Origin of the sequence: Kocuria sp. CPCC 205263 (genome assembly GCF_040981075.1) — a bacterium.
GTDB classification, from domain to species: Bacteria; Actinomycetota; Actinomycetes; order Actinomycetales; family Micrococcaceae; genus Kocuria; species Kocuria rosea.
Window position 1 is genome coordinate 264,086 of the sequence record NZ_JAVKPV010000004.1, and the last position, 21,384, is coordinate 285,469.

Consider the following 21,384-nt stretch of genomic DNA (forward strand, 5'->3'; position numbering starts at 1 on the left):
GACGCCGCCGGGGTAGGGTGAGTGGCATGGCTCATGCACTTGACGAACTGATCGCCGACGGCGTCGCCGGGCGCCGCGTCCTGGTCCGCTCCGACCTCAACGTCCCCCTGGACGGCTCCACCGTGACCGACGACGGGCGCGTCCGCGCGTCCCTGCCGGTCCTGAAGAAGCTGGCCGACGCCGGGGCCCGCGTCATCGTGATGGCGCACCTCGGCCGGCCCAAGGGGCAGGTCGACCCGAAGTACTCGATCGCGCCCGCCGCGCGGAAGCTGGCAGAGCTGGCCGACTTCCCCGTGGCGGTCGCCTCCGACGTCGTCGGGGTGGACGCCCGGGCCAAGGCCGAGGCCCTCGCCGACGGCGAGGTGCTCGTGATCGAGAACGTCCGCTTCGACCCCCGCGAGACCTCGAAGGACGACGCCGAGCGCGGCGCCTTCGCGGACGAGCTCGCCGCCCTGACGGGCGAGAACGGGGCCTACGTGGACGACGCCTTCGGCGCGGTGCACCGCAAGCACGCCTCCGTGTTCGACATCGCCCACCGGCTCCCGGCCTACCTGGGCGACCTCGTCAAGCGGGAGCTGGACGTACTTACCAAGGTGGTCTCCGCCCCCGAGCGCCCCTTCGTGGTGGTCATGGGCGGGTCCAAGGTCTCCGACAAGCTCGCCGTGATCGAGAACCTCATCGGCAAGGCCGACTCGCTGCTCATCGGCGGCGGCATGGTCTTCACGTTCCTCGCCGCCCAGGGGCACTCCGTGGGCGGGTCCCTCCTGGAGCAGGACCAGATCGGGACGGTCAAGGACTACCTCGAGAAGGCCTCCGCGGCCGGCACCGAGATCGTCCTGCCCGTGGACATCGTCTACGCGGCGGAGTTCGCCGCGGACGCCGCGCACGAGGTGCGCCCGGTCGACGCCATCGAGGACGGCGAGATCGGCTCCACCGGTCTCGGCCTGGACATCGGCCCCGAGTCCGCGAAGCTGTTCGCCGAGCGGATCCGCGGCGCGAAGACCGTGTTCTGGAACGGCCCCGCGGGCGTGTTCGAGATGGAGGCCTTCGCCGGGGGCACCCGCGCGGTCGCCGAGGCCGTGGTGGCCTCGGACGCGATGAGCGTCATCGGCGGCGGCGACTCCGCCTCGGCCGTGCGCAACCTCGGGTTCTCCGACGACCAGTTCGGGCACATCTCCACCGGCGGCGGCGCCTCCCTCGAGTTCATCGAGGGCAAGGAGCTCCCCGGGGTCGTGGCCCTGGGCGCCTGACCCGCACGCTCCCCGCCACGGCGGCGGGGGCGCCCGGGGGCCGTACGGCCCGGGGCGCCCCCGACGCCCAGCGCACCACTGCCGAACCGCACGACGAGCGGCGCACCCGCCGCGGACAGGAGTCCCCATGACCTCGCAGACCAACGGTCAGTTCGACCGCACGCCGCTGATCGCCGGCAACTGGAAGATGAACATGGACCACGCCCAGGCGATCACCCTGCTGCAGAAGCTGGCGTGGACCCTGGAGGACGCCAAGCACGACTACTCCCGCGCCGAGGTGGCCGTCTTCCCGCCGTTCACCGACCTCCGCTCCGTCCAGAGTCTCGTGGACGGTGACGACCTGCGCGTCGTCTACGGCGCCCAGGACCTCTCCGACCAGGACTCCGGCGCCTACACCGGCGACATCTCCGGTCAGTTCCTGGCCAAGCTCGGCTGCACCTACGTGCTCGTGGGCCACTCCGAGCGCCGCACGATCCACGGCGAGTCCGACGAGCTGTGCAATGCCAAGATCGCCGCCGCCCACCGCCACGGCCTGGTCCCGGTGCTGTGCGTCGGCGAGGGCCTCGAGGTCCGGCAGGCCGGCGAGCACGTCGCCTTCACGCTCGAGCAGCTGCGCGGCTCCATCGCTGGCCTCGAGGCGGACCGGGTGGCAGAGCTCGTGGTGGCCTACGAGCCCGTCTGGGCGATCGGCACCGGCGAGGTCGCCGGTCCCGAGGACGCCCAGGAGATGGCCGCCGCCATCCGCGCCGAGCTGGCCGGGCTCTACGACGCCGAGACCGCCGCGAAGACCCGCATCGTCTACGGCGGTTCCGCGAAGGCCGCCAACGCCGGCTCGATCCTCAAGGGCAAGGACGTGGACGGCGTCCTCGTCGGCGGCGCCAGCCTCGACGCCGAGGAGTTTGCTAGCATTGCCAGGTTCGAGCAGCACCTCGTGACCGACTGATCACGTCCCCCTGACCGTCCGTGCCCGCCGGGCGCGGCTGCTCGACGGACACCCCCGAGGGAAGGCCCCAGTGGAAATTCTGCAGAACGTGCTCCTGGCGATCATCGTGCTCACGAGCCTCCTGGCCGTTCTCCTCGTCCTGCTCAACAAGGGCAAGGGCGGGGGCCTCTCCGACATGTTCGGCGGCGGCATGACCCAGTCCCTCAACACCTCGGGCGTGGCGCAGAAGAACCTGGTCCGCCTCACCACCACCACGGCCGTGGTCTGGGCCCTGTCCATCGCGGCCTACGCGCTGACCATGCGCTTCGCCGAGGTGGCCGTCTGAGCCGACCGCTCCCCGAACGACCCCGGGCTCCCCGGCCGACCACGACGTTCCGTGGCCAGCCGGAGGACCCGGGGTCGTTCGCACCCGTGCCGCATGTCGCCGTGTGACGGGGTCGATCACGCCGCCGTCACGCAGGTGGCGGAAGGCTGGCGGTGTGCCGTGCCCCGGCCGGGGCACGGTGAGCCGCCCACCTCCCGAGGAGCCGACACCATGGTCCCGACCATTCCTCCGGCGGACGTGGAGGAGCTCGGACGGCAGATCGCCGGACCGGTCCTCACGCCGCAGGACGACGGGTACGAGCGGGAGACCGCCGCCTACAACCTCGCGACACCCATCCGTCCCGACGTGGTGGTGGGGGCCGTGGACGCCGACGACGTGGCCGCCGCCGTCGCCTGGGCCGCCGCCCGCCGCGTGCCCGTCGGGGTGCAGGCCACCGGTCACGGCGCCGACGGCCCGATGCAGGGCGGCCTGCTCATCAGCACGGCCCGGCTGCAGGAGTGCACGGTGGACCCGGAGGCACGCACCGCCCGCGTGGGCGCGGGGGTGAGATGGCGGAGCGTGCTGGAGGCGTCCGTGCCCCACGGCCTCGTGGGCCTCAACGGCTCCACGACGGACGTGGGCGTCGTCGGCTACACCCTCGGCGGGGGTCTCCCGGTCCTGGGGCGGACCTTCGGGTTCGCGGCCGACCACGTGCGCTCCGCCGACGTGGTCACCCCCGACGGCCGGCGCCGGACGGTGGACGCCACGCACGAGCCCGAGCTTTTGGGACTGCTGCGCGGGGGCAAGGGCAACCTGGGCGTCGTGACGGCGATGGAGTTCGAGCTGCTCCCGCTCGACGGCCTCTACGGCGGGGGTATCTTCTATCCCGGCGACGACGCCCGTCAGGTCCTCACCGCGTGGTCGCGGTGGACCGCGGACCTCCCCGAGACGGTGTCCACCTCGATCGCCCTGCTGCGGCTGCCGGCGATGGACATCGTCCCGGAGCCGCTGCGCGACCGGTTCGTGCTCCACCTCCGGTACGCGTGCACGGCCGGGGACGAGGAGGGGGAGCGGCTGCTGGCGCCGATGCGCGCGCTCTCCGACCCGGTCATGGACACAGTCGGGCCCATGAGCTACCGGGACGTCGACGCGATCCACCTGGACCCGCCGGTGCCCATCCCGTACCGGGAGACGGGCCGGCTGCTGGACGACCTGGACGACGCCGCCGTTGACGGCCTCCTGGGGCAGGCGGGTCCGGGCACGGACTGTCCCGTCACCCTCATCGAGATCCGGCTCCTGGGCGGCGCGCTGGCCCGTACCCCGGAGGGCGTGGCGGACCTCGTGGCGGGCCGGGACGGTCGCTACGTGATCGGCCTCGTCGGGCTCGTGGTGCCCCCGGCCGGCGAGCGGGTGCCGGCGGCGATCGAGGGCATCCTGGCGGCCCTGGTCGGCCACGTGTCGGAACGGACGCTGGTCAACTTCCAGGGCTCGGTGGACGGGGACGGGGATTTCTCCCGGTCCTGGACCGAGGAGGGCCACGCCCGGCTGCTGGCGGCCAAGAACGCCTACGACCCCGACAACCTGCTCCGGTTCCAGCACGCCGTGCGCGCCTGAGCGCCGCGTGACGGGTGCTCCTGCGTCGGCGGTTCCCCGGGGCGTTCTCCCCGTCCGCTCCGCCGGCGGTCACCGCGTCACAGGCGCACCACGGGCCCGACGAGCCGGACCAGTTCGTCGGAGGGGCCCGCTCCCGTCTCGGCGACCGCGACGGCGCAGTAGCGGCGGAAGTCCCGCAGTGCCGCGGCCTGGTTGCCGAGGGCGAGATGGGAGCGCACGAGCAGGCGCACGGCGCTCTCCCGCAGCGGATCCGCCCCGCGCACCGTCTCCGCCCACCTCACGGCCCGGGACGGGTCGCCGTGGGCCAGGCACAGCGCCGCGGCGTTCTCGGCCGCGTGGACGTAGAGGCCGCGCAGCTGCTCCTGCTCGGCGAGCACCCAGTCCTCGTACCATCCCGGCAGCAGCGCGGGAACACCCGGTCCGACGAGGTCCGCGGTACCCAGAGCGGCAGGGTCCTCGGTGCGCGCCACCGCGATGAGGCGGGCCCGGAGCACGTGCACGTCCACGGCGAGGGCCGGGGACAGGGCGAGGTCGTGGCCGTCGCGGACCAGGGCGCCGGGCAGGTGGTGGTTCACGCCGCGGATCGCGGCCCGCAGGCTGCCCAGGGCCCGGGCGTCGGGGCAACCGGGCCACAGCAGGCCACCGAGGTATCCCCGGGCCCGGCGCCCGAGCAGGGCGAGAGCCGCGAGGAGCCGCAGCTGCCGGGCGCCGGGGTCCACGCTCCGCCCGCCGCACAGGACCGCGCAGGTGCCCAGCAGCCGCAGCTGCAGGACCGGCTCGGAGGCGGGTCCGGCGACGGGCGCGGGGCCGGGCTCGTGGGTCATGGCGGAGTGCCCCCTCGGCTGACGGCGGCGCGCGGGACGGTGCGCGTGTGCCCATGGTCCCCGTCGCGGACCGGGCCGGTCCACGGGCGTGGCCGGATCGTTAGCCGGCCAGGCAGTCCTCCGTCACGAGCAGCATCGTCTCCTCGGTCCCGCGCACCCCGGCCCCGGGCGTGCGCTCGAGCGGGGCACCGCCGCGGACGGCCGCGACCGCCTCGGCCTTGTCCGCCCCGGCCACGAGGAACCAGACCCGCTCCGCGCTGTTGATCATCGGCAGCGTCATGGTCACCCGCTCCGGCGGGGGCTTGGGGGAGTCCCGCACCCCCAGCACGGTGGCGTCCTGCTCGTGCACGTGCGGCAGCCCCGGGAACAGGGAGGCCACGTGGCCGTCGGGGCCCAGGCCCAGCAGCGAGAGGTCGAACCGGGGGTAGGCCTCCGTCCGGTGCTCCGCGTCGGCCGCCGCCGCCAGCTCGCGCCGGTAGTCGAAGGCGGCGTCCTCGGCGGTGGCGAAGTCGTCCGCGCTGCCTATGTAGTGCACCCGGTCCGGGTCCAGGGCCAGGGCCCCGCCCACGGCCTCCACGGCCTGGACGCAGTTGCGCTCGGCGCTGTCGCCGGCCACGAAGCGCTCGTCCGACCACCACACGTCGACCCTGGTCCAGTCGACCTCGTCCCGGCGGGCGGAGGCGGAGAGGGCCGCGAGCACCGCGGTGCCCATGCTCCCACCGGTGAGCACGAGGCTCGCCTCCCCGCGCTCCTCCTGCGCCGCCACGACCACGTCGAGGACCCGCTCCGCGGCTTCCGCGGCGAGCGACTGCTTGTCCGGGTGGGCGACGGTCTCCAGCTCGGCGCTCATGCGCGCTCCTCCCCGGGGACCGGGACGGATGCCTCGGGGGCCGGGACGGACGCCTCGGCGGCCGGGACCGCACCGGAGACCGGTTCCGCCGGCTCGGCGGCCGGGGCGTCGTCGGGCGTCGTCCGTGCCGGCCGGTCCCGGTCGGGGACGCGGCCGCCGTGCTCGGCCAGGAACCGTGCGGCGCCGGGGGTGAGCTCGCCGGCGGTGTCCACGATCTGCGCGATCCGCACGTCCCGCAGGCCGGTGGTGACCACCTCGCCGTAGACCTCGTCGGGGTCCAGGCGCCGGAGCTCCTCGGCGATGCAGGCGTTGAGGTCCCGCACGGGCATGGCGATCTGCTGGTCGGGCTGACCCGGCTGCCGCAGCATCGCCACGGACCGGCCCGGGCGCTCGAGCACGATCTCGCCGTCGTCCCGAACGAGGGTCACCCGGTCGAGGCGACGGGGCCCGGGGCTGTTGACCAGTGTCACGTCGGCGTCGAGCCGGGTGCCCAGCCACGTGCCGAGCAGCACCACGCTGGGGGATCGGCCGCACCCCTCCACGACGACCTCGCGCACGGGCGCGGGCTCCGCCTGGTCCAGGACCGCGGCCAGCTGGATCCGCCAGTTGGTCACCCGGGTCCAGGCGAGATCCGTATCGCCGGGGACGTACCGGGTGCTCAGCTCGGCGAGCGCCTCGTAGGCGTCGTCGCTGCGCGCGGAGTCCGTGATCCGCCGGTGGGCGATCCCGGCGATGGACGAGGTGTGCGGCGAGGGCGGCGGCACCGTGTGCGCCCACCAGGCGACGATCGGCGCGTCCGGCAGCAGCAGCGCCGAGAACAGTGTCTCGGTGGGCTCGGCGAGCTCGCCGTATCCGTGCAGCACGATGACCTCGGAGGCACCGGCGTCACCGCCCATGCGCAGCTGGGCGTCGAGCCGGGTGCTCTCGGCCTGGGAGTGCGCCACGTGCACGAGGATCCGGCACGGGTGCTCGTGGCTCGCGAAGTTCGCGGCCTCCAGGGCGGCCTCGGAGTGCCCGGCCTGGGCGAGGATCACGAGCGTGAGGACCCGGCCGAGCGTCACGACGCCGTGCTGGTCCCGCAGCTGGCTCAGCTTCTTGTCGATGGCCGAGGTGGTGGTGTTCTCCATCGAAACGATCACGGTCGCCTCCAGACGCGTCCGTCGCGGGCCAGCAGCTCGTCGGCGGCGGCGGGTCCCCAGGACCCGGGCGCGTACGGCTCCGGCATGATCTCCTGCTCCGACCAGCACTGCTCGAAGGGGTCGAGGATCCGCCAGGACAGCTCGACCTCCTCGTGGTCGGGGAACAGCGGTGGTTCCCCGAGCAGCACGTCGAGGATGAGGCGCTCGTAGGCCTCGGGGCTGGACTCGGTGAACGAGTGGCCGTAGCCGAAGTCCATCGTCACGTCCCGGATCTCCGACTGGGTCCCGGGCACCTTGGAGCCCAGCCGGATGGTCACGCCCTCGTCGGGCTGGATCCGGACCACGATGACGTTCTGTCCCAGGTCCTCGTGGCCGTTGTCCCCGAACAGCAGGTTGGGGGAGTTCTTGAACTGCACCGCGATTTCCGTCACCCGTCGGCCCAGGCGCTTGCCGGCGCGCAGGTAGAACGGCACGCCCGCCCACCGGCGGTTGTTGATGTCCAGGCGCAGCGCCGCGTAGGTCTCGGTGCGGGAGTCGGCGGGGATGTCCTGCTCCTCGAGGAAGGCCCGCACGCGCTCACCGCCCTGCAGGCCGGCCTCGTACTGGCCCAGCGCCGAGTGCGCCGCCCGGTCCTCGGGGACGACGACGGAGGCCAGGACCTTCGCCTTCTCGGCGCGCATGTGGTGGGCCTGGAAGGACAGCGGCTCCTCCATGGCGGTGAGGGCCAGCAGCTGCAGCAAGTGGTTCTGGATGACGTCGCGGGCCGCGCCCACGCCGTCGTAGTAGCCGGCGCGGGAGCCGATGCCGATGTCCTCGGCCATGGTGATCTGCACGTGGTCCACGAACTGCGCGTTCCACAGGGGCTCGAACATCTGGTTCGCGAAGCGCAGCGCCAGGATGTTCTGCACCGTCTCCTTGCCCAGGTAGTGGTCGATGCGGAACACCGAGTCCGCCGGGAACACCCGCTCCACGATGGAGTTGAGCTCCTGCGCGGACTCGAGGTCGTGGCCGAAGGGCTTCTCGATGACCACGCGGCGCCACCCGGAGGCGTTCTCGTGCTGGGCCAGGCCGTGGTCGGCGAGCTGCTGGCAGACCGTCTCGAACGCCTTGGGCGGGATCGAGAGGTAGAACGCGTGGTTGCCGCGCGTCCCCGAGTGCACGTCGAGCTCCTTGAGGGTCGACTTGAGCGCCTCGTAGGCCTTGTCCTCGTCGAACTCCCCGCGCACGAACCGGACGCCGGAGGCGAACTGGCGCCACACGTCCTCCTGGAAGGGGGTGCGGGCGTGCGCCTCGACGGATTCGCGCACCACCTCGCGGAACTGCTCGTGGGACCAGTCGCGGCGGCCGAAGCCGACGAGCGCGAAGGACGGCGGCAGCAGACCCCGGTTGACGAGGTCGTACATCGCCGGCAGCAGCTTCTTCTTCGCGAGGTCTCCCGTCACGCCGAAGAGCACGAGCGCCGACGGGGCGGCGACCCGGACGAGCCGCCTGTCCCTCGGGTCCCGCAGGGGATTGCGGGCATTGTTGTCTGGCAACGGTACTCCTTCACGTCTCTGCGGGGCCGTGGCACCCACGGGGGCCTGCACGCGCAACGGTCGGCGCGGGAACTCCCGCGCCGACCGTGGCGTGCTCCCATTCTAGGTCAGCGGTCCGGTCGTGCCGGCCGGGTCAGCCGCCGAGGGCGTCGACGGCCTGGCGCAGCCGGGCCACGCCGGCGGCGCGGTCCGCGAGCCGCAGCCGCAGCACGGGCCGCCCGTGGTCGGCGAGGACCTGGGCGTCCCCGTCGGCCTGGGCCGAGATCAGCTCGCCGAAGCTGAAGGGGCTGTCCGGGATCTCGAGGTCCGTCTCCGAGGCGGCGGTGATCTGCAGGTACACGCCCTCCGCCGGTCCGCCCTTGTGGTACTGGCCGGTGGAGTGCAGGAACCGCGGGCCCCAGCCGAACGTCACGGGCCGGCCGGTGGCCTGTGCCAGGACGGGGCGGACGCTCTCCAGCTCGGCCCACGAGAGCCGGTCGAAGTACGCCTGCACGGACAGGTAGCCGGTCTCCGGCAGCTGCGCGAGCAGCTTGGCCAGCGCGTCCTCGACCGTCTGCGCCCCGTCGAGCAGCTCCTGCGCCCCGCGGATCTCCACGGGCCCGTCCACGACGTCCGCGGCCGTGGGCTGCGGCTTGTCCTCGAGCAGGGCGCGGGTGGCGTTCTTGGCGGACTCCACGTCGGGCTGGTCGTACGGGTTGATGCCGAGCAGTCGCCCGCCCGCCGCGGTGGCGACCTCCCACAGCATGAGCTGGGCGCCGAGGGAGCCGGAGACCCGCACGACGTCGCCCTCGGGGGCCTGCTCCTCGTCCACGCCGACGAGCTCCACGACGAGGACGTCGGTGGCCCCCGAGGAGGCCTCCGGGGCGTCACCGGCGCCGACGACGACGGGCAGCACGCCCTTGCCCTCCTTGCCCGTGGACTCGGCGATCAGCTGCTCCGCCCAGTCGGCGAAGCCGGCGATCCCGGAGCCCAGGTCCCGGAACACGAGCTTGTTGCGCAGCGGCTGCGTGCCGCCGAGCGCCGCGCCCAGGTGCAGGCCGGGGTTGTCCTCGGCGTCCTCGCGCAGCACCTCGCCGGCCTCGTCGGCGTCGTCGAGCAGGGCCCCGACGTCCACGCCGGCCAGACCGGAGGGGACCAGGCCGAAGGCGGTGAGCGCCGAGAAGCGCCCGCCCACGGTCGGGTCGGCGGTGAAGACCCGGCGGTAGCCGGCCTCCCGTGCGGACGCCTCCATGGGCGAGCCGGGGTCGGTGACCACCACGATGCGCGAGGCGGCGTCGATGCCCGCGTCCTCGAACGCCCGGGCGAAGACCCGGCGCGCCGAGTCGGTCTCCACGGTGGAGCCGGACTTGGAGGAGACCACGATCGCGGTGCGCTCGAGGCGGTCGGCGAGGGCCGCGCCCACCATCTCCGGGTCCGTGGAGTCGAGCACGAACAGCTCGACCCCGGCGGTCCGGGTGATCACCTCGGGGGCCAGGGAGGACCCGCCCATGCCCGCCAGCACGAACCGGTCCACGCCCTCCGCCGCGAACTCCTCCCGCAGCGCGGTGATCTCGGCGACGAGCGGGCGGGAGACCTCGGCGGCCTCCACCCACCCCAGCCGCTTGGCGGACTCGTCCTCGGCCGCAGGACCCCACAGGGTGGGGTCCTGCGCGAAGAGCTTCGAGGCGAACCTGTCGCCCACCAGCGAGGGCACGTGCCGATCGACGGCCTCGCGGGCGGCACCGGAGGTCTGGACGGACAGGGAGCTCATGGGTTCTCCTTCGGGTGGGGCGGCACGGACGGTGCTCGGGTCAGGACGGGACGGGCTCAGCGGGCGTTGTCGAGGGCGGCGCGCACGGTGTCGAGCAGCTCCGCCCAGGAGTCCTCGAACTTGGTGAGACCCTCCGCCTCGAGCTTCTCGACGACCTCGTCGTAGGAGATCCCCACGCCGGCGATCCGGTCCAGAAGCTCGTTGGACTCGGCGTAGGTGCCGGTGACGGTGTCCCCGGTGACCTCGGCATGGTCGAACGTGGCCTCGAGGGTCTTCTCCGGCATGGTGTTGACGGTGTTCGGGGCCACCAGCCCGGTCACGTACAGGGTGTCCGGCAGGGACGGGTCCTTGACCCCGGTGGAGGCCCACAGCGGGCGCTGCGGGTTCGCCCCGGCCGAGGCCAGCCGCTCCCAGCGCTCGGTGGTCAGGGCGTCCTCGTAGATCTGGTAGGCGAGCCGGGCGTTGGCCAGACCGGCCTTGCTCTTGAGCGCGGCGGCCTCGTCGGTGCCGATCGCGTCCAGGCGCTTGTCGACCTCGGAGTCCACCCGGGAGACGAAGAAGGACGCCACGGAGTGGATGGTGGAGAGGTCCTTGCCGTTCTCGAGCGCCTGCTCCAGACCCAGCTGGTAGGCGTTGATGACCGCGCGGTAGCGCTCGAGGGAGAAGATCAGCGTCACGTTGACGGAGATCCCCTCGGCGATGGTCGCGGTGATCGAGGGCAGGCCCGCCTCGGTGGCGGGGATCTTGATCAGCGCGTTGGGGCGGTCGATGGTCTGGGACAGGCGCTGGGCCATGGCCGCGGTCGCCTCGGCGTCCTGGGCCAGGCGCGGGTCCACCTCGATGGACACCCGCCCGTCCTCCCCCTGGGTGGCCTCGGCGATGGGGGCGAAGAGGTCGCAGGCGTCGCGCACGTCGTCGGTGGTGATGGCCAGCACGGCCTCGTCCACGTCCGTGCCTGCGGCGGCGAGCTGCTTGACCTGGTCCTCGTAGGCGTCGTGCTTGGCCAGTGCGGCGGCGAAGATCGTCGGGTTCGTGGTCACGCCCACGACGTCCTTCTCGTCGATCAGTCGCTGCAGCCCGCCGGAGGTCAGGCGTTCGCGGGAGAGGTCGTCGAGCCAGATCGAGACACCGGCGTCGGAGAGCTTCTGGGTGGGGGTGGTCATGTGTCTGTCAGTCCTCGTGCTCGGGGAAAGGTGGTCGGTCGGTGCGCGCCGCGGCTCAGCGGCCCACGGAGGCGGTGGCCCGCGCGGCGGTGAGGGACTCCTGGGCGGCGGCGGTGACGGACTCGGCGGTGATGCCGAACTCGCGGTAGAGGGTCTCGTAGTCGGCGGACTCCCCGAAGTGCTCCAGGGACACGGCCCGCCCGTGCTCGCCGAGCAGGTCCCGCCAGGACATCGCGATCCCGGCCTCCACCGACACGCGGGCCCTCACGGCCGCCGGGAGCACGGACTCGCGGTACTCGGCGTCCTGGGCGTCGAACCACTCCCGGCACGGCATGGACACCACGCGGGCGGCCACCCCCTGCGCCTTAAGCTGCTCGCGGGCTTCCACGGCCAGGGAGACCTCGGAGCCGGTGCCGATGAGGATCACGTCCGGGGTGCCCTCGGTGTCGGCCAGGACGTAGCCGCCGCGTGCCACGCCCTCGGCGGAGGCGAACTTCTCCCCGTCGGCCTCGGGGTGCAGGTCCGCCCGGGCGAAGGTGGGCACGTTCTGGCGGGTCAGGGCGATGCCAGCCGGGCCGTGCCGGTTCTCCAGCATCGTCCGCCACGCGATCGCGGTCTCGTTGGCGTCGGCCGGGCGCACCACGTCCAGGCCCGGGATCGCGCGCAGCGCCGAGAGCTGCTCCACGGGCTGGTGGGTGGGTCCGTCCTCGCCGAGGCCGATGGAGTCGTGGGTCCACACGTAGATCGAGGGGACCTTCATCAGCGCGCCCAGGCGCACGGCGGGGCGCTGGTAGTCGGAGAAGATCAGGAACGTCCCGGAGAACGCCCGGGTCTGGGAGGACATGGTGATGCCGTTGACGATGGCCGCCGCGGCGTGCTCGCGGATGCCGAAGTGCAGCACCCGCCCGTAGGGGTTGCCGGTCCACTTCGCGGTGGAGCGGGCCTCGGGGATGAAGGAGGGCGCGGACTCGATGGTGGTGTTGTTGGAGCCGGCCAGGTCGGCCGAGCCGCCCCACAGCTCGGGGAACGTGTCGGCGATCGCGTTGATCACCTTGCCGGAGGCCGAGCGGGTGGCCACGTCCTTGCCGGCCTCGAAGACGGGGAACGCGTCGGCGTAGTCCGCCGGCAGCTCCTCGGCGCGGATCCGGTCGTAGAGCTTCGCCCGCTCCGGGTTGGCCTCCCGCCAGGCCTGGAACTCCCGCTCCCACTCGTCGCGGACCTGCTTCATGCGGTCCTGGATGCCGCGGGTGTGGGCGATGACCTCGTCCTCCACCACGAAGGACTTCTCGGGGTCGAAGCCGAGGATCTCCTTGGTCGCCGCGACCTCGTCGGCGCCGAGCTTGGAGCCGTGGATGCCGCCGGTGTTCTGCTTCTTCGGCGCCGGGTACCCGATGATCGTGCGCAGGGCGATCAGGGAGGGCTTGGCGGTCTCGGCCTTCGCCGCGCGGATCGCGGCGTAGAGCTCCTCGACGTCCTCGACGTAGTCCCCGGTCTTCGTCCAGTCCACCCGGGTCACGTCCCAGCCGTAGGCCTCGTAGCGCTTCAGGACGTCCTCGGTGAACGCCACGTCCGTGTCGTCCTCGATGGAGATGTGGTTCTGGTCGTAGATCACCACGAGGTTGCCCAGCTCCTGCACCCCCGCCAGCGAGGACGCCTCGGAGGTCACGCCCTCCTGGAGGTCCCCGTCGGAGGCGATCACGTAGACCGTGTGGTCGAACGGGGAGGTCCCGGCGGGCGCCTCCGGGTCGAACAGGCCGCGGGTGTAGCGCTGGGCGTAGGCGAAGCCCACGGCCGAGGCCAGGCCCTGGCCCAGCGGGCCCGTGGTGATCTCCACCCCGGTGGTGTGCCGGTACTCCGGGTGCCCCGGGGTCTTCGAGCCCCAGGTCCGCAGGGACTCGATGTCGTCGAGCTCCATGCCGTAGCCGGACAGGAACAGCTGAAGGTACAGCGTCAGCGAGGTGTGCCCGGGGGAGAGGATGAAGCGGTCACGGCCGGTCCACCGGTCGTCGGTGGGGTCGTGGCGCATCACTTTCTGGAACAGCAGGTACGCCGCGGGGGCCAGGGACATCGCCGTGCCGGGGTGGCCGTTGCCCACCTTCTCCACCGCGTCCGCGGCCAGCACCCGCACCGTGTCCACGGCACGCCGGTCCTGCTCGGTCCAGGTCAGCTTCTGATCGAGTTCGGTCGCCAAGATTCGGTGCCCTTTCCATTGGGGTCCGCTGCCGTGCGCAGCGGGTGCCGGTCGTGGACCGGCGGTTTGGGTCCAGCTTAGGTCACCCGCATTTCGGGCGTGTGACCGACGGCACCGGTCCCCGGGGTCCCGGACGTCTTTCCCGTCATGTCCGGAGCGGGAACGGACGCCGCCACGCGCTATGCTGTATAGGACCTTCTTCCGCGCCCGCGACCACCGCGCCGACCGCTCCTGCGTGCCGGCGACGCACCGTCTCCGGGCCGACCTCGCGCACGGAGCCGGGGGAACACCACCGCAACCGGGAGCAATGATTCTGTGAACTCACTCGAGACGTCGGGACCCGCAGGACGAGCCGTCCTCGGCAACGGGCACACGGGTGATGCGGCGGCCCCCCGCAGCGAGGGACGGATGACGGCCTCCCGGAAGGTGCGGGCCTACGTGGCCCTCATGAAGCCGCGGATCATCGAGCTGCTGCTCGTGGCGACCGTGCCGACCATGATCTTCGCCCAGCAGGGCATGCCGAACCTCTGGCTCATCCTCAACACCCTCGTGGGCGGCACGCTTGCGGCGGGTGCGGCCGGCGCCTTCAACTGCTACATCGACCGGGATGAGGACCGGGTGATGAAGCGCACGGCCAAGCGCCCGCTGGTCACCGGCGAGGTCACCGACCGCGAGGCCCTCGTCTTCGCGTGGGTACTCACGGCCGTGTCGGTCGCCTGGCTCACGATTGGGGTCAACGTGCTCGCCGGCGCCCTGGGCGCGGCGGCCATCTTCCTCTACGCGGTCTTCTACTCGATCGTGCTCAAGCGCCGCACCGCCCAGAACATCGTCTGGGGCGGGGTCGCCGGGTGCATGCCGGTGCTGATCGGATGGGCCGCCGTGACGGGCGGCCTCGACTGGCCCGCGCTCGTGCTGTTCCTGTTCATCTTCCTGTGGACCCCGCCGCACTACTGGCCGCTGTCCATGAAGTACGCCGACGACTACTCCCGCGCCGGGGTCCCCATGCTGGGCGCCGTGGCCGGGGCCCGCACCGTGGGCAGCCAGGTGGTCCTCTACGCGTGGGCCACTGTGGTGTGCTCGCTGCTGCTCGTCCCCGTCGGCGGCGCCGGCTGGGTCTACGCCGTGACCGCCCTGGCCTCGGGCGCCTGGTTCGTGGGCCACAGCCACAAGCTGCACGCCCTCGCGGTGGCCGGCCGGCCCACGGACAAGCAGGCGATGCACGTCTTCCACGGCTCCATCGCGTACATCACCTTCGTGTTCCTCGCCCTGGCCGTCGACCCGTTCGTGGGCGGCCCCGTCCTCTGAGCTCGTCGGGGCCGGTGGGCCCCGCGGCGCCCGCGTCCGGCCGGGGGACCGGCCGGACCTAGGATGGTCGCATGCTCAGCATGACCTTCACCGGGCTCGTCGCCTACCCGATCACACCGTTCCAGCAGGGTGGCCGCCTGGACCTGGAGTCCTTCGGGCGCTACGTCGGCCGGCTGTCCCGATCGGGCGTGGACGCCCTGGTGGTCCTGGGCAGCTCGGGCAGCTTCGCGTACCTCTCCGGGGAGGAGCGGGCCGAGGTCGTGGGCGTCGCCGTGGAGGCCGCCCGCGGCTCCGGGGTGCCGGTGGGGGCGGGGATCTCCGCGATGACCACCCGCGAGGTCCTCGAGATGGCCTACGCCGCGGAGAACGGCGGGGCGGACGGGCTCGTGCTCAACCCGCTGTCCTACATCCCGCTCGTCTCCCAGGAGATCGCCGACCAGGTGGAGACGGTCTCGGCGGCCGTGTCCCTGCCGCTGTGCATCTACAACAACCCGACGACGACGGGCTTCACGTACCCGGTGGAGCTCGCCGCCGAGCTGTCCTGGCTGGAGAACGTCAGCGCGTTCAAGGACACCGCGGAATCTTCGGCGGACCTCGCCGCACGGCGGCACCGGTTCGCCGAGCTGGCGGAGCCGGGGACGGCCCACGGGGTCAGCGGGGAGCGGCTGCTCCACGAGGCGGCGCCGGACGCCGCGGCCTGGCACTCCGGGATCGCCGCGGTGCTCCCGCGCCAGTACGCCGCCTTCCGCGCCGCGGTCGTCTCGGGCGACGACCGCGCGGTGCGCACCTGGCAGGCGGCGCTGACCCCGCTGATGGAGATCCTGCGCCAGGAGCGGCCCCTGAGCTCCCTGTACGCCCTGGCGGAGGTGTGCGGCGTCAGCACGGCCCCGCCGCGGCGGCCGCTGCTGCCGATCCCCTCGGCCAGCCGGCAGCGCCTGGCCCAGGCCGTCGAGGAGCTGCTCGACGAGGCGCCCGACGAGCGGGCCTGAGGGCCTCAGCCGCGGGACGGGGCCTCGGCCGACTGCATCCGGTCGGTGCTGCGCAGCACCGGGGCCGGGGTGCGGGTGACCGCGAAGCCCTTCTCCACGGTGCGGGCCGTGGCCCAGATCAGCACCGCGGAGCCCACCAGGTGCAGGGCCACGGCGACGATCGGCACGCCGTTGAAGTACTGGTAGTAGCCGATGAGCGCCTGCAGGACCAGCGCGGCCAGGAGCACGTTGAGGCTCGAGGCCAGCGGCACGGGCCACCGGTGCCGGCGGGCGAGCACGAGGCCGAGGACCACGGCCACGACGATCAGGTACACGGGGACCGCGTGGGCGCGGGTGATGAGGTAGGCGTCGAACGCGTGCCGGGCGGTAGTGTCGTCCCCGGCGTGCGGGCCGGTGCCCGTGACCAGGGTGCCCAGGTAGAGGATCAGCGCGGTGAGCACCCCCAGGCTCACCATGAGCCCGCGGACGGTCCGCCGCTGCCCGTAGGCCTGACCGGGGCGCTCGGCGTCCCGCACGGCCGGCAGGGAGCGCCGCCGGGTGCGGTTGACCAGCACCGTGGCCAGGGCGATCATCGCCCCGGAGATGAGGTAGTGGATGCCCACGATCCACGGGTTGAGCCCGGTGAGCACGGTGATCCCGCCGACCACGGCCTGCAGCGGGATGCCGAGACCCAGCAGCAGGGCGATCCGGAAGAGGTCGCGGTGCTCGTGGCGCAGCCGGAGCACGGCCAGGAACGTCAGCACCGCCACGGCGGCCAGGAGGAAGGTCAGCAGCCGGTTGCCGAACTCGATGAGGCCGTGCATGCCCATCTCGGGGGTGTTGGTCCAGGACTCGTCCGTGCACCGGGGCCAGGTGGGGCAGCCCAGGCCCGAGCCGGTCAGCCGGACGAGCCCGCCGGTGAGGATGAGCACGGAGTTCGCCAGCAGCGACGCGACGGCGAGCCACCGCACCCACGGGGTGATCCGGCTCGGCAGCAGTCCGCCGCCGTTCTCGCGGACGTCGACGTCGCTGGGGTCGCTGGCGCGGTTCATGAGTTCACTTCCGGACGGGGTCGGTGCGGTGGGGTCTCCGCGCCCAGTTTATCCGCCTCCGCGGCCCCCGGGTCCCGCCGGCCGGGACGGGCCCGCGGCCCCGGGTCCGCACCGGCGGCTCAGCTCCAGCGGAACCAGCGCACGGCCCCGGCCCAGGCGGCGGCGGCCCAGACGAGGAGCACCAGCACCGGCAGCGGCGTGGGCGCCCCGGTGAGGAACGTCTCGCGCAGGGCGGTGCCCAGTGCGCCGGAGGGGAGGACCTCCACCACCCAGGTGAGCCCCGCCGGCAGCGTGCTCGAGGGGAACAGGGTGCCGCCCACGGCGGCGAGCAGCACCCACACGAGGTTGGTGACGGCCAGAGTGGCCTCGGCGCGCACCGTCCCGGCGAGGAGCAGCCCCAGCCCGGTGAACGCCGCGGCGCCGAGCAGCAGCACCGGCACGGAGACGAGCACGACGGCCGCGTCCGGGCGCCAGCCGAGGGCCGTGCCGAGCGCGGCCACCAGCACGTACTGCACCACGAGCACCGCGACGATCGCGAGCAGCTTGCCGGCGATCAGCCCGCCGCGGCCCAGGGGAGTGGTGGAGAGGAAGCGCAGGACCCCGTAGCGGCGGTCGAAGCCGGTCTGGATGCCCTGCCCCGAGAAGGCGTTGGAGAGCACGCACAGCGCCAGCACGCCCGGCACGGCGACGTCCACGCGGGAGGCGCCGGCCGGGACGGCGGCGTCCAGCAGGTCGGTGAGAGTCAGGGCCACGAGGGCCATGAGCGGCAGGACGACCAGCAGCAGCAGCTGCTCGCCGTTGCGCAGCACGGCCCGCGTCTCGTAGCGGGCCTGGGCGGCCACCCGGCGCGCCAGGGAGGCCGGCTCCGGGCGAGGGGCGGTGGCGGTGGGCAGGGCGGGGGCGGTCATCGGATCTCCCGTCCGGAGATGTCGAGGAAGACGTCCTCGAGGGTGCGCGGCTGGAGGGACAGGGACTCGGGCAGCGCGCCGGTCGCGGTGAACCACCGGGTCACGGTCTCGAGCATCGGGGGCGTGAGGGCGCCGGTGAGGGTCACGGTGCGGTCGGCGCGGTTCGCCCGGACGCCCTCGAACCCGGGGCCGTCCCACGGGAACGGCCCCGCGCGCAGCTGCTCCGGGGCGAGCGTCAGCACGAGCACGGCGGGGGCGTCGGCGCCGGGGGCCACCAGCTCCGCCACGGACCCCTGGGCCATGACCCGGCCGTGGTCCACGATGTAGACCTGGTCGGCGAGGCGCTGGGCGTCGTCGAGCAGGTGCGTGGTGAGGATGATGCACACCCCCTCCCGGCGCAGCTGCTGGACGAGGTCGAAGACGATGTTGCGGGACTGCGGGTCCATCCCGGCCGAGGGCTCGTCGAGGAAGAGCACCTCCGGATTGCCCGCGAGGGCCGCCGCCAGGGCCACGCGCTGGCGCTGGCCGCCGGAGAGCCGGCGGACCACGGTGCGGTCGAAGCTGCTGATGCCGAGCCGCTCCACGAGCTCGTCCATGTCCCGGGGGCCGCGGTAGAGGGAGGCCACGTGCCGGAGCAGCTCCAGCGGGCGCACCGCCTGGGGGAGCCCGCCGTCCTGGAGCATCACGCCCACGCGGGCGCGCAGCGCCGGGCTGGCCCGCCACGGGTCCTGCCCCAGCAGCCGGACGGTGCCGCCCGTGGGCCGCTGCAGGCCCTGGGCGCACTCCAGGGTGGTCGTCTTGCCCGCCCCGTTGGGGCCCAGCAGCGCCGTGATCTCGCCGTGCCGCGCGGTGAGGGACAGGCCGTCGACGGCGTGCACCACGTCGGCGCGCACCGCGCCCGGTCCGGCCGGGCGGCGGGAGCGGCGCCGGCGGACCGGGAACTCCTTCACGAGGCGCTCGATCGAGAGTGCGGGCGAGGACGCGGGGGGACTCTGGGCGGGCACCGGACCAGTGTAGTGCGGGCGCGCCCGCGGCCCGGCCCCCTTGGCCCCACCGCGTCCGGGGGTTATTATGAGTAAGTCGTAATTCTTGGGTGGGGCCCGGTAAGGCTCCACTTACTGGTCAGACCGGAATGAATTACGACATACTCCGGTTGTGTATTAGAAGCGCCCTTGCGGGTCGCGCGATGCACCACGAGAGCCTCCACCCCCGACCAGGAAGCGAACGGTTCACCCATGACTCAGACCACGGACGCCCGGAGCAGGTCCCGCTCCGGCCCGCGGGCGGAGCAGGAGGAGAACACCCGCTCGCGCGTGCTCGGCGCCGTCCTGGAGCACGGTCCCGTCTCCGCCGCGGACCTCGGCGAGATGCTCGAGCTGACCCCGGCCGCCGTGCGACGGCACCTGGACGCCCTCGAGCAGCAGCACTTCATCGAGGTCACCATGGTCCGCCGCCGCAGCGGGGGCGCCGGCCGCCCCGCGCGGCGCTACGTCGTGGCCCCCGAGGGCCACGCCAAGCTCGGCGACGACTACCTCGAGATCGCGACCGACGCGCTGGAGTCCATCCGCCGCATCGCCGGCCCGGACGCCGTGCACTCCTTCATCCAGGAGCGCGTGGACCGCCTGGAGGCCTCCTACCGCCCGGAGGTCGAGGCCGCCGGGGACGACGTCGCCGACCGCCTGCCCGTCCTGGTGCGGCTGCTCAGCCGCGACGGGTTCGCCGCCTCCACCAACGAGGTGGCCGTCGGCCGCGGCGAGTCCCGCACCATCGTCTCGGCGCAGCTGTGCCAGGGGCACTGCCCCGTGCGCGAGCTGGCCGCCCGCTACCCGCAGTTCTGCGAGCTGGAGACCGAGCTCATCGCCCGGCTGCTCGGCACCGACGTCCGCCGGCTCTCGACCCAGGCCGCCGGCGCGCACGTGTGCACCACGCACGTGCCCCTCACGCGGCCGGGACCCGCCGCGGCACCGACTTCCGTGGACCGCACCGCGGCCCACGCCACAGACCAGACAACAGAGGAAGGCCGTCATGACTGACCAGATCGCCAGCGGCAACGACACTGTCATCGCCGACATCCTGGAGAAGAACCCCGAGCTCGAGGGCATCGGCACCTACGAGTACGGCTGGGCCGACTCCGACGTGGCCGGCGCCTCCGCGCGCCGCGGTGTCGACGAGGACGTCGTCCGGGACATCTCCGCGAAGAAGAGTGAACCGCAGTGGATGACCGACCTGCGGCTGAAGGGCCTGAAGTTCTTCGACCGCAAGCCCATGCCCACGTGGGGCGCGGACCTGTCCGGGATCGACTTCGACAACATCAAGTACTTCGTGCGCTCCACGGAGAAGCAGGCCGCCACCTGGGAGGACCTGCCCGAGGACATCCGCAACACCTACGAGAAGCTGGGCATCCCCGAGGCCGAGCGCGGACGGCTCGTCTCCGGCGTGGCCGCCCAGTACGAGTCCGAGGTCGTCTACCACCAGATCCGCGAGGACCTGGAGGAGCAGGGCGTCATCTTCCTCGACACCGACACCGCGCTCAAGGAGCACCCGGAGCTCTTCGCGGAGTACTTCGGCACGGTCATCCCCGTGGGCGACAACAAGTTCGCGTCCCTGAACACGGCCGTGTGGTCCGGCGGCTCGTTCGTCTACGTCCCCAAGGGCGTGCACGTCGAGATCCCGCTGCAGGCCTACTTCCGGATCAACACGGAGAACATGGGCCAGTTCGAGCGGACGCTCATCATCGCGGACGAGGACTCCTACGTCCACTACATCGAGGGCTGCACCGCGCCGATCTACAAGACCGACTCGCTGCACTCCGCCGTCGTGGAGATCATCGTCAAGAAGAACGCCCGCGTGCGCTACACGACCATCCAGAACTGGTCGAACAACGTGTACAACCTCGTGACCAAGCGTGCGATCGCCCACGAGGGCGCCACCATGGAGTGGATCGACGGCAACATCGGCTCGAAGGTCACCCAGAAGTACCCGGCGGTCTACATGACCGGCGAGCACGCCCGCGGCGAGACCCTCTCGATCGCGTTCGCCGGCGAGGGGCAGCACCAGGACACCGGGTCCAAGATGGTTCACATCGCCCCGAACACGTCGTCGTCGATCGTGTCGAAGTCCGTGGCCCGCAACGGCGGCCGCGCCGCCTACCGCGGTCTCGTGCAGGTGCGCGAGGGCGCCCACGGCTCGAGGTCCAACGTGGTCTGCGACGCCCTGCTGGTGGACACGATCTCCCGCTCCGACACGTACCCGTACGTCGACATCCGCGAGGACGACGTCACCATGGGCCACGAGGCGACCGTCTCGCGCGTCTCCGAGGAGCAGCTGTTCTACCTCATGCAGCGCGGGATGGCCGAGGACGAGGCCATGGCGATGATCGTGCGCGGGTTCGTGGAGCCGATCGCCCGCGAGCTGCCCATGGAGTACGCGCTCGAACTCAACCGCCTCATCGAACTGCAGATGGAAGGATCCGTTGGCTGACATGTCCAAGCTGAACGAAACGATTCGCAACGCCACGGAGGCCGCCGCCTCCGCGGCCACCGCGGTGGCCGACAAGGCCGTCGGCGCGGCCAAGGACGCCTACGGCAA

Annotated in this window: 18 protein-coding genes; 8 read left to right on the forward strand and 10 right to left on the reverse strand. The window is 72.7% G+C overall.

The window, feature by feature from the left end; all coding sequences use genetic code 11:
* Nucleotides 1–26 precede the first annotated feature (26 nt).
* The 4 genes from pgk to RF647_RS08215 all read left to right on the forward strand — a co-directional run bounded on the left by pgk (nucleotide 27) and on the right by RF647_RS08215 (nucleotide 4,111).
* Nucleotides 27–1,250 (forward strand): phosphoglycerate kinase, encoded by a 1,224-nt coding sequence (gene pgk / locus RF647_RS08200; protein ID WP_368811293.1) that lies wholly within the window; start codon nucleotides 27–29, stop codon nucleotides 1,248–1,250.
* 127 nt (nucleotides 1,251–1,377) lie between these two features.
* Nucleotides 1,378–2,193: a triose-phosphate isomerase gene (gene tpiA / locus RF647_RS08205; RefSeq protein WP_368811294.1), complete on the forward strand. Its 816-nt coding sequence runs from the start codon at nucleotides 1,378–1,380 to the stop codon at nucleotides 2,191–2,193.
* Between the two features lie 70 nt (nucleotides 2,194–2,263).
* Nucleotides 2,264–2,518 carry a preprotein translocase subunit SecG gene (gene secG, locus RF647_RS08210; RefSeq protein WP_035923973.1) on the forward strand — a complete coding sequence of 85 codons (255 nt, stop codon included), beginning with the start codon at nucleotides 2,264–2,266 and terminating at the stop codon, nucleotides 2,516–2,518.
* A gap of 210 nt (nucleotides 2,519–2,728) precedes the next feature.
* A complete protein-coding gene (locus RF647_RS08215) occupies nucleotides 2,729–4,111 on the forward strand; it encodes an FAD-binding oxidoreductase (RefSeq protein WP_368811295.1) in 1,383 nt (460 codons plus the stop codon).
* Nucleotides 4,112–4,188: 77 nt separating this feature from the next.
* Here the strand turns inward: RF647_RS08215 and RF647_RS08220 are convergent, their stop codons facing one another.
* The 7 genes from RF647_RS08220 to tkt all read right to left on the reverse strand — a co-directional run bounded on the left by RF647_RS08220 (nucleotide 4,189) and on the right by tkt (nucleotide 13,563).
* Nucleotides 4,189–4,935 carry a BTAD domain-containing putative transcriptional regulator gene (locus tag RF647_RS08220; RefSeq protein WP_368811296.1) on the reverse strand — a complete coding sequence of 249 codons (747 nt, stop codon included), beginning with the start codon at nucleotides 4,933–4,935 and terminating at the stop codon, nucleotides 4,189–4,191.
* Between the two features lie 100 nt (nucleotides 4,936–5,035).
* On the reverse strand, nucleotides 5,036–5,785 hold the full coding sequence (pgl, locus tag RF647_RS08225; RefSeq protein WP_368811297.1) for a 6-phosphogluconolactonase: 750 nt from the start codon (nucleotides 5,783–5,785) through the stop codon (nucleotides 5,036–5,038).
* A complete protein-coding gene (locus RF647_RS08230) occupies nucleotides 5,782–6,924 on the reverse strand; it encodes a glucose-6-phosphate dehydrogenase assembly protein OpcA (RefSeq protein ID WP_368811298.1) in 1,143 nt (380 codons plus the stop codon). The genes pgl and RF647_RS08230 overlap by 4 nt, the downstream gene beginning before the upstream one ends.
* A complete protein-coding gene (zwf, locus tag RF647_RS08235; RefSeq protein ID WP_368811402.1) occupies nucleotides 6,921–8,432 on the reverse strand; it encodes a glucose-6-phosphate dehydrogenase in 1,512 nt (503 codons plus the stop codon). The genes RF647_RS08230 and zwf overlap by 4 nt, the downstream gene beginning before the upstream one ends.
* 160 nt (nucleotides 8,433–8,592) lie before the next feature.
* On the reverse strand, nucleotides 8,593–10,209 hold the full coding sequence (locus RF647_RS08240; RefSeq protein ID WP_368811299.1) for a glucose-6-phosphate isomerase: 1,617 nt from the start codon (nucleotides 10,207–10,209) through the stop codon (nucleotides 8,593–8,595).
* Between the two features lie 56 nt (nucleotides 10,210–10,265).
* Nucleotides 10,266–11,372 (reverse strand): transaldolase, encoded by a 1,107-nt coding sequence (tal, locus tag RF647_RS08245; RefSeq protein WP_368811300.1) that lies wholly within the window; start codon nucleotides 11,370–11,372, stop codon nucleotides 10,266–10,268.
* A 55-nt stretch (nucleotides 11,373–11,427) separates the two neighbouring features.
* Nucleotides 11,428–13,563: a transketolase gene (tkt, locus tag RF647_RS08250; RefSeq protein WP_368811301.1), complete on the reverse strand. Its 2,136-nt coding sequence runs from the start codon at nucleotides 13,561–13,563 to the stop codon at nucleotides 11,428–11,430.
* Between the two features lie 408 nt (nucleotides 13,564–13,971).
* Here tkt and RF647_RS08255 point away from each other — a divergent pair, with 408 nt between their 5' ends.
* Entirely contained in the window at nucleotides 13,972–14,868 is an 897-nt protein-coding gene (locus tag RF647_RS08255) for a heme o synthase (RefSeq protein WP_017832795.1), read from the forward strand.
* 71 nt (nucleotides 14,869–14,939) lie between these two features.
* Nucleotides 14,940–15,857 carry a dihydrodipicolinate synthase family protein gene (locus RF647_RS08260; RefSeq protein ID WP_368811302.1) on the forward strand — a complete coding sequence of 306 codons (918 nt, stop codon included), beginning with the start codon at nucleotides 14,940–14,942 and terminating at the stop codon, nucleotides 15,855–15,857.
* Between the two features lie 5 nt (nucleotides 15,858–15,862).
* Here the strand turns inward: RF647_RS08260 and RF647_RS08265 are convergent, their stop codons facing one another.
* The 3 genes from RF647_RS08265 to RF647_RS08275 all read right to left on the reverse strand — a co-directional run bounded on the left by RF647_RS08265 (nucleotide 15,863) and on the right by RF647_RS08275 (nucleotide 18,800).
* Nucleotides 15,863–16,888: a heme A synthase gene (locus tag RF647_RS08265; RefSeq protein ID WP_368811303.1), complete on the reverse strand. Its 1,026-nt coding sequence runs from the start codon at nucleotides 16,886–16,888 to the stop codon at nucleotides 15,863–15,865.
* A gap of 119 nt (nucleotides 16,889–17,007) precedes the next feature.
* A complete protein-coding gene (locus tag RF647_RS08270) occupies nucleotides 17,008–17,796 on the reverse strand; it encodes an ABC transporter permease (protein ID WP_368811304.1) in 789 nt (262 codons plus the stop codon).
* On the reverse strand, nucleotides 17,793–18,800 hold the full coding sequence (locus RF647_RS08275) for an ABC transporter ATP-binding protein (RefSeq protein WP_368811305.1): 1,008 nt from the start codon (nucleotides 18,798–18,800) through the stop codon (nucleotides 17,793–17,795). Before RF647_RS08275 ends, RF647_RS08270 begins: the two co-directional genes overlap by 4 nt.
* A 231-nt stretch (nucleotides 18,801–19,031) precedes the next feature.
* Here RF647_RS08275 and RF647_RS08280 point away from each other — a divergent pair, with 231 nt between their 5' ends.
* Both RF647_RS08280 and sufB read left to right on the forward strand, forming a co-directional pair.
* Nucleotides 19,032–19,829, forward strand: a complete 798-nt coding sequence (locus RF647_RS08280; protein WP_126346340.1) for a metalloregulator ArsR/SmtB family transcription factor — start codon at nucleotides 19,032–19,034, stop codon at nucleotides 19,827–19,829.
* Nucleotides 19,822–21,276, forward strand: a complete 1,455-nt coding sequence (gene sufB / locus RF647_RS08285) for a Fe-S cluster assembly protein SufB (RefSeq protein WP_035923965.1) — start codon at nucleotides 19,822–19,824, stop codon at nucleotides 21,274–21,276. Before RF647_RS08280 ends, sufB begins: the two co-directional genes overlap by 8 nt.
* Nucleotides 21,277–21,384: the final 108 nt, after the last annotated feature.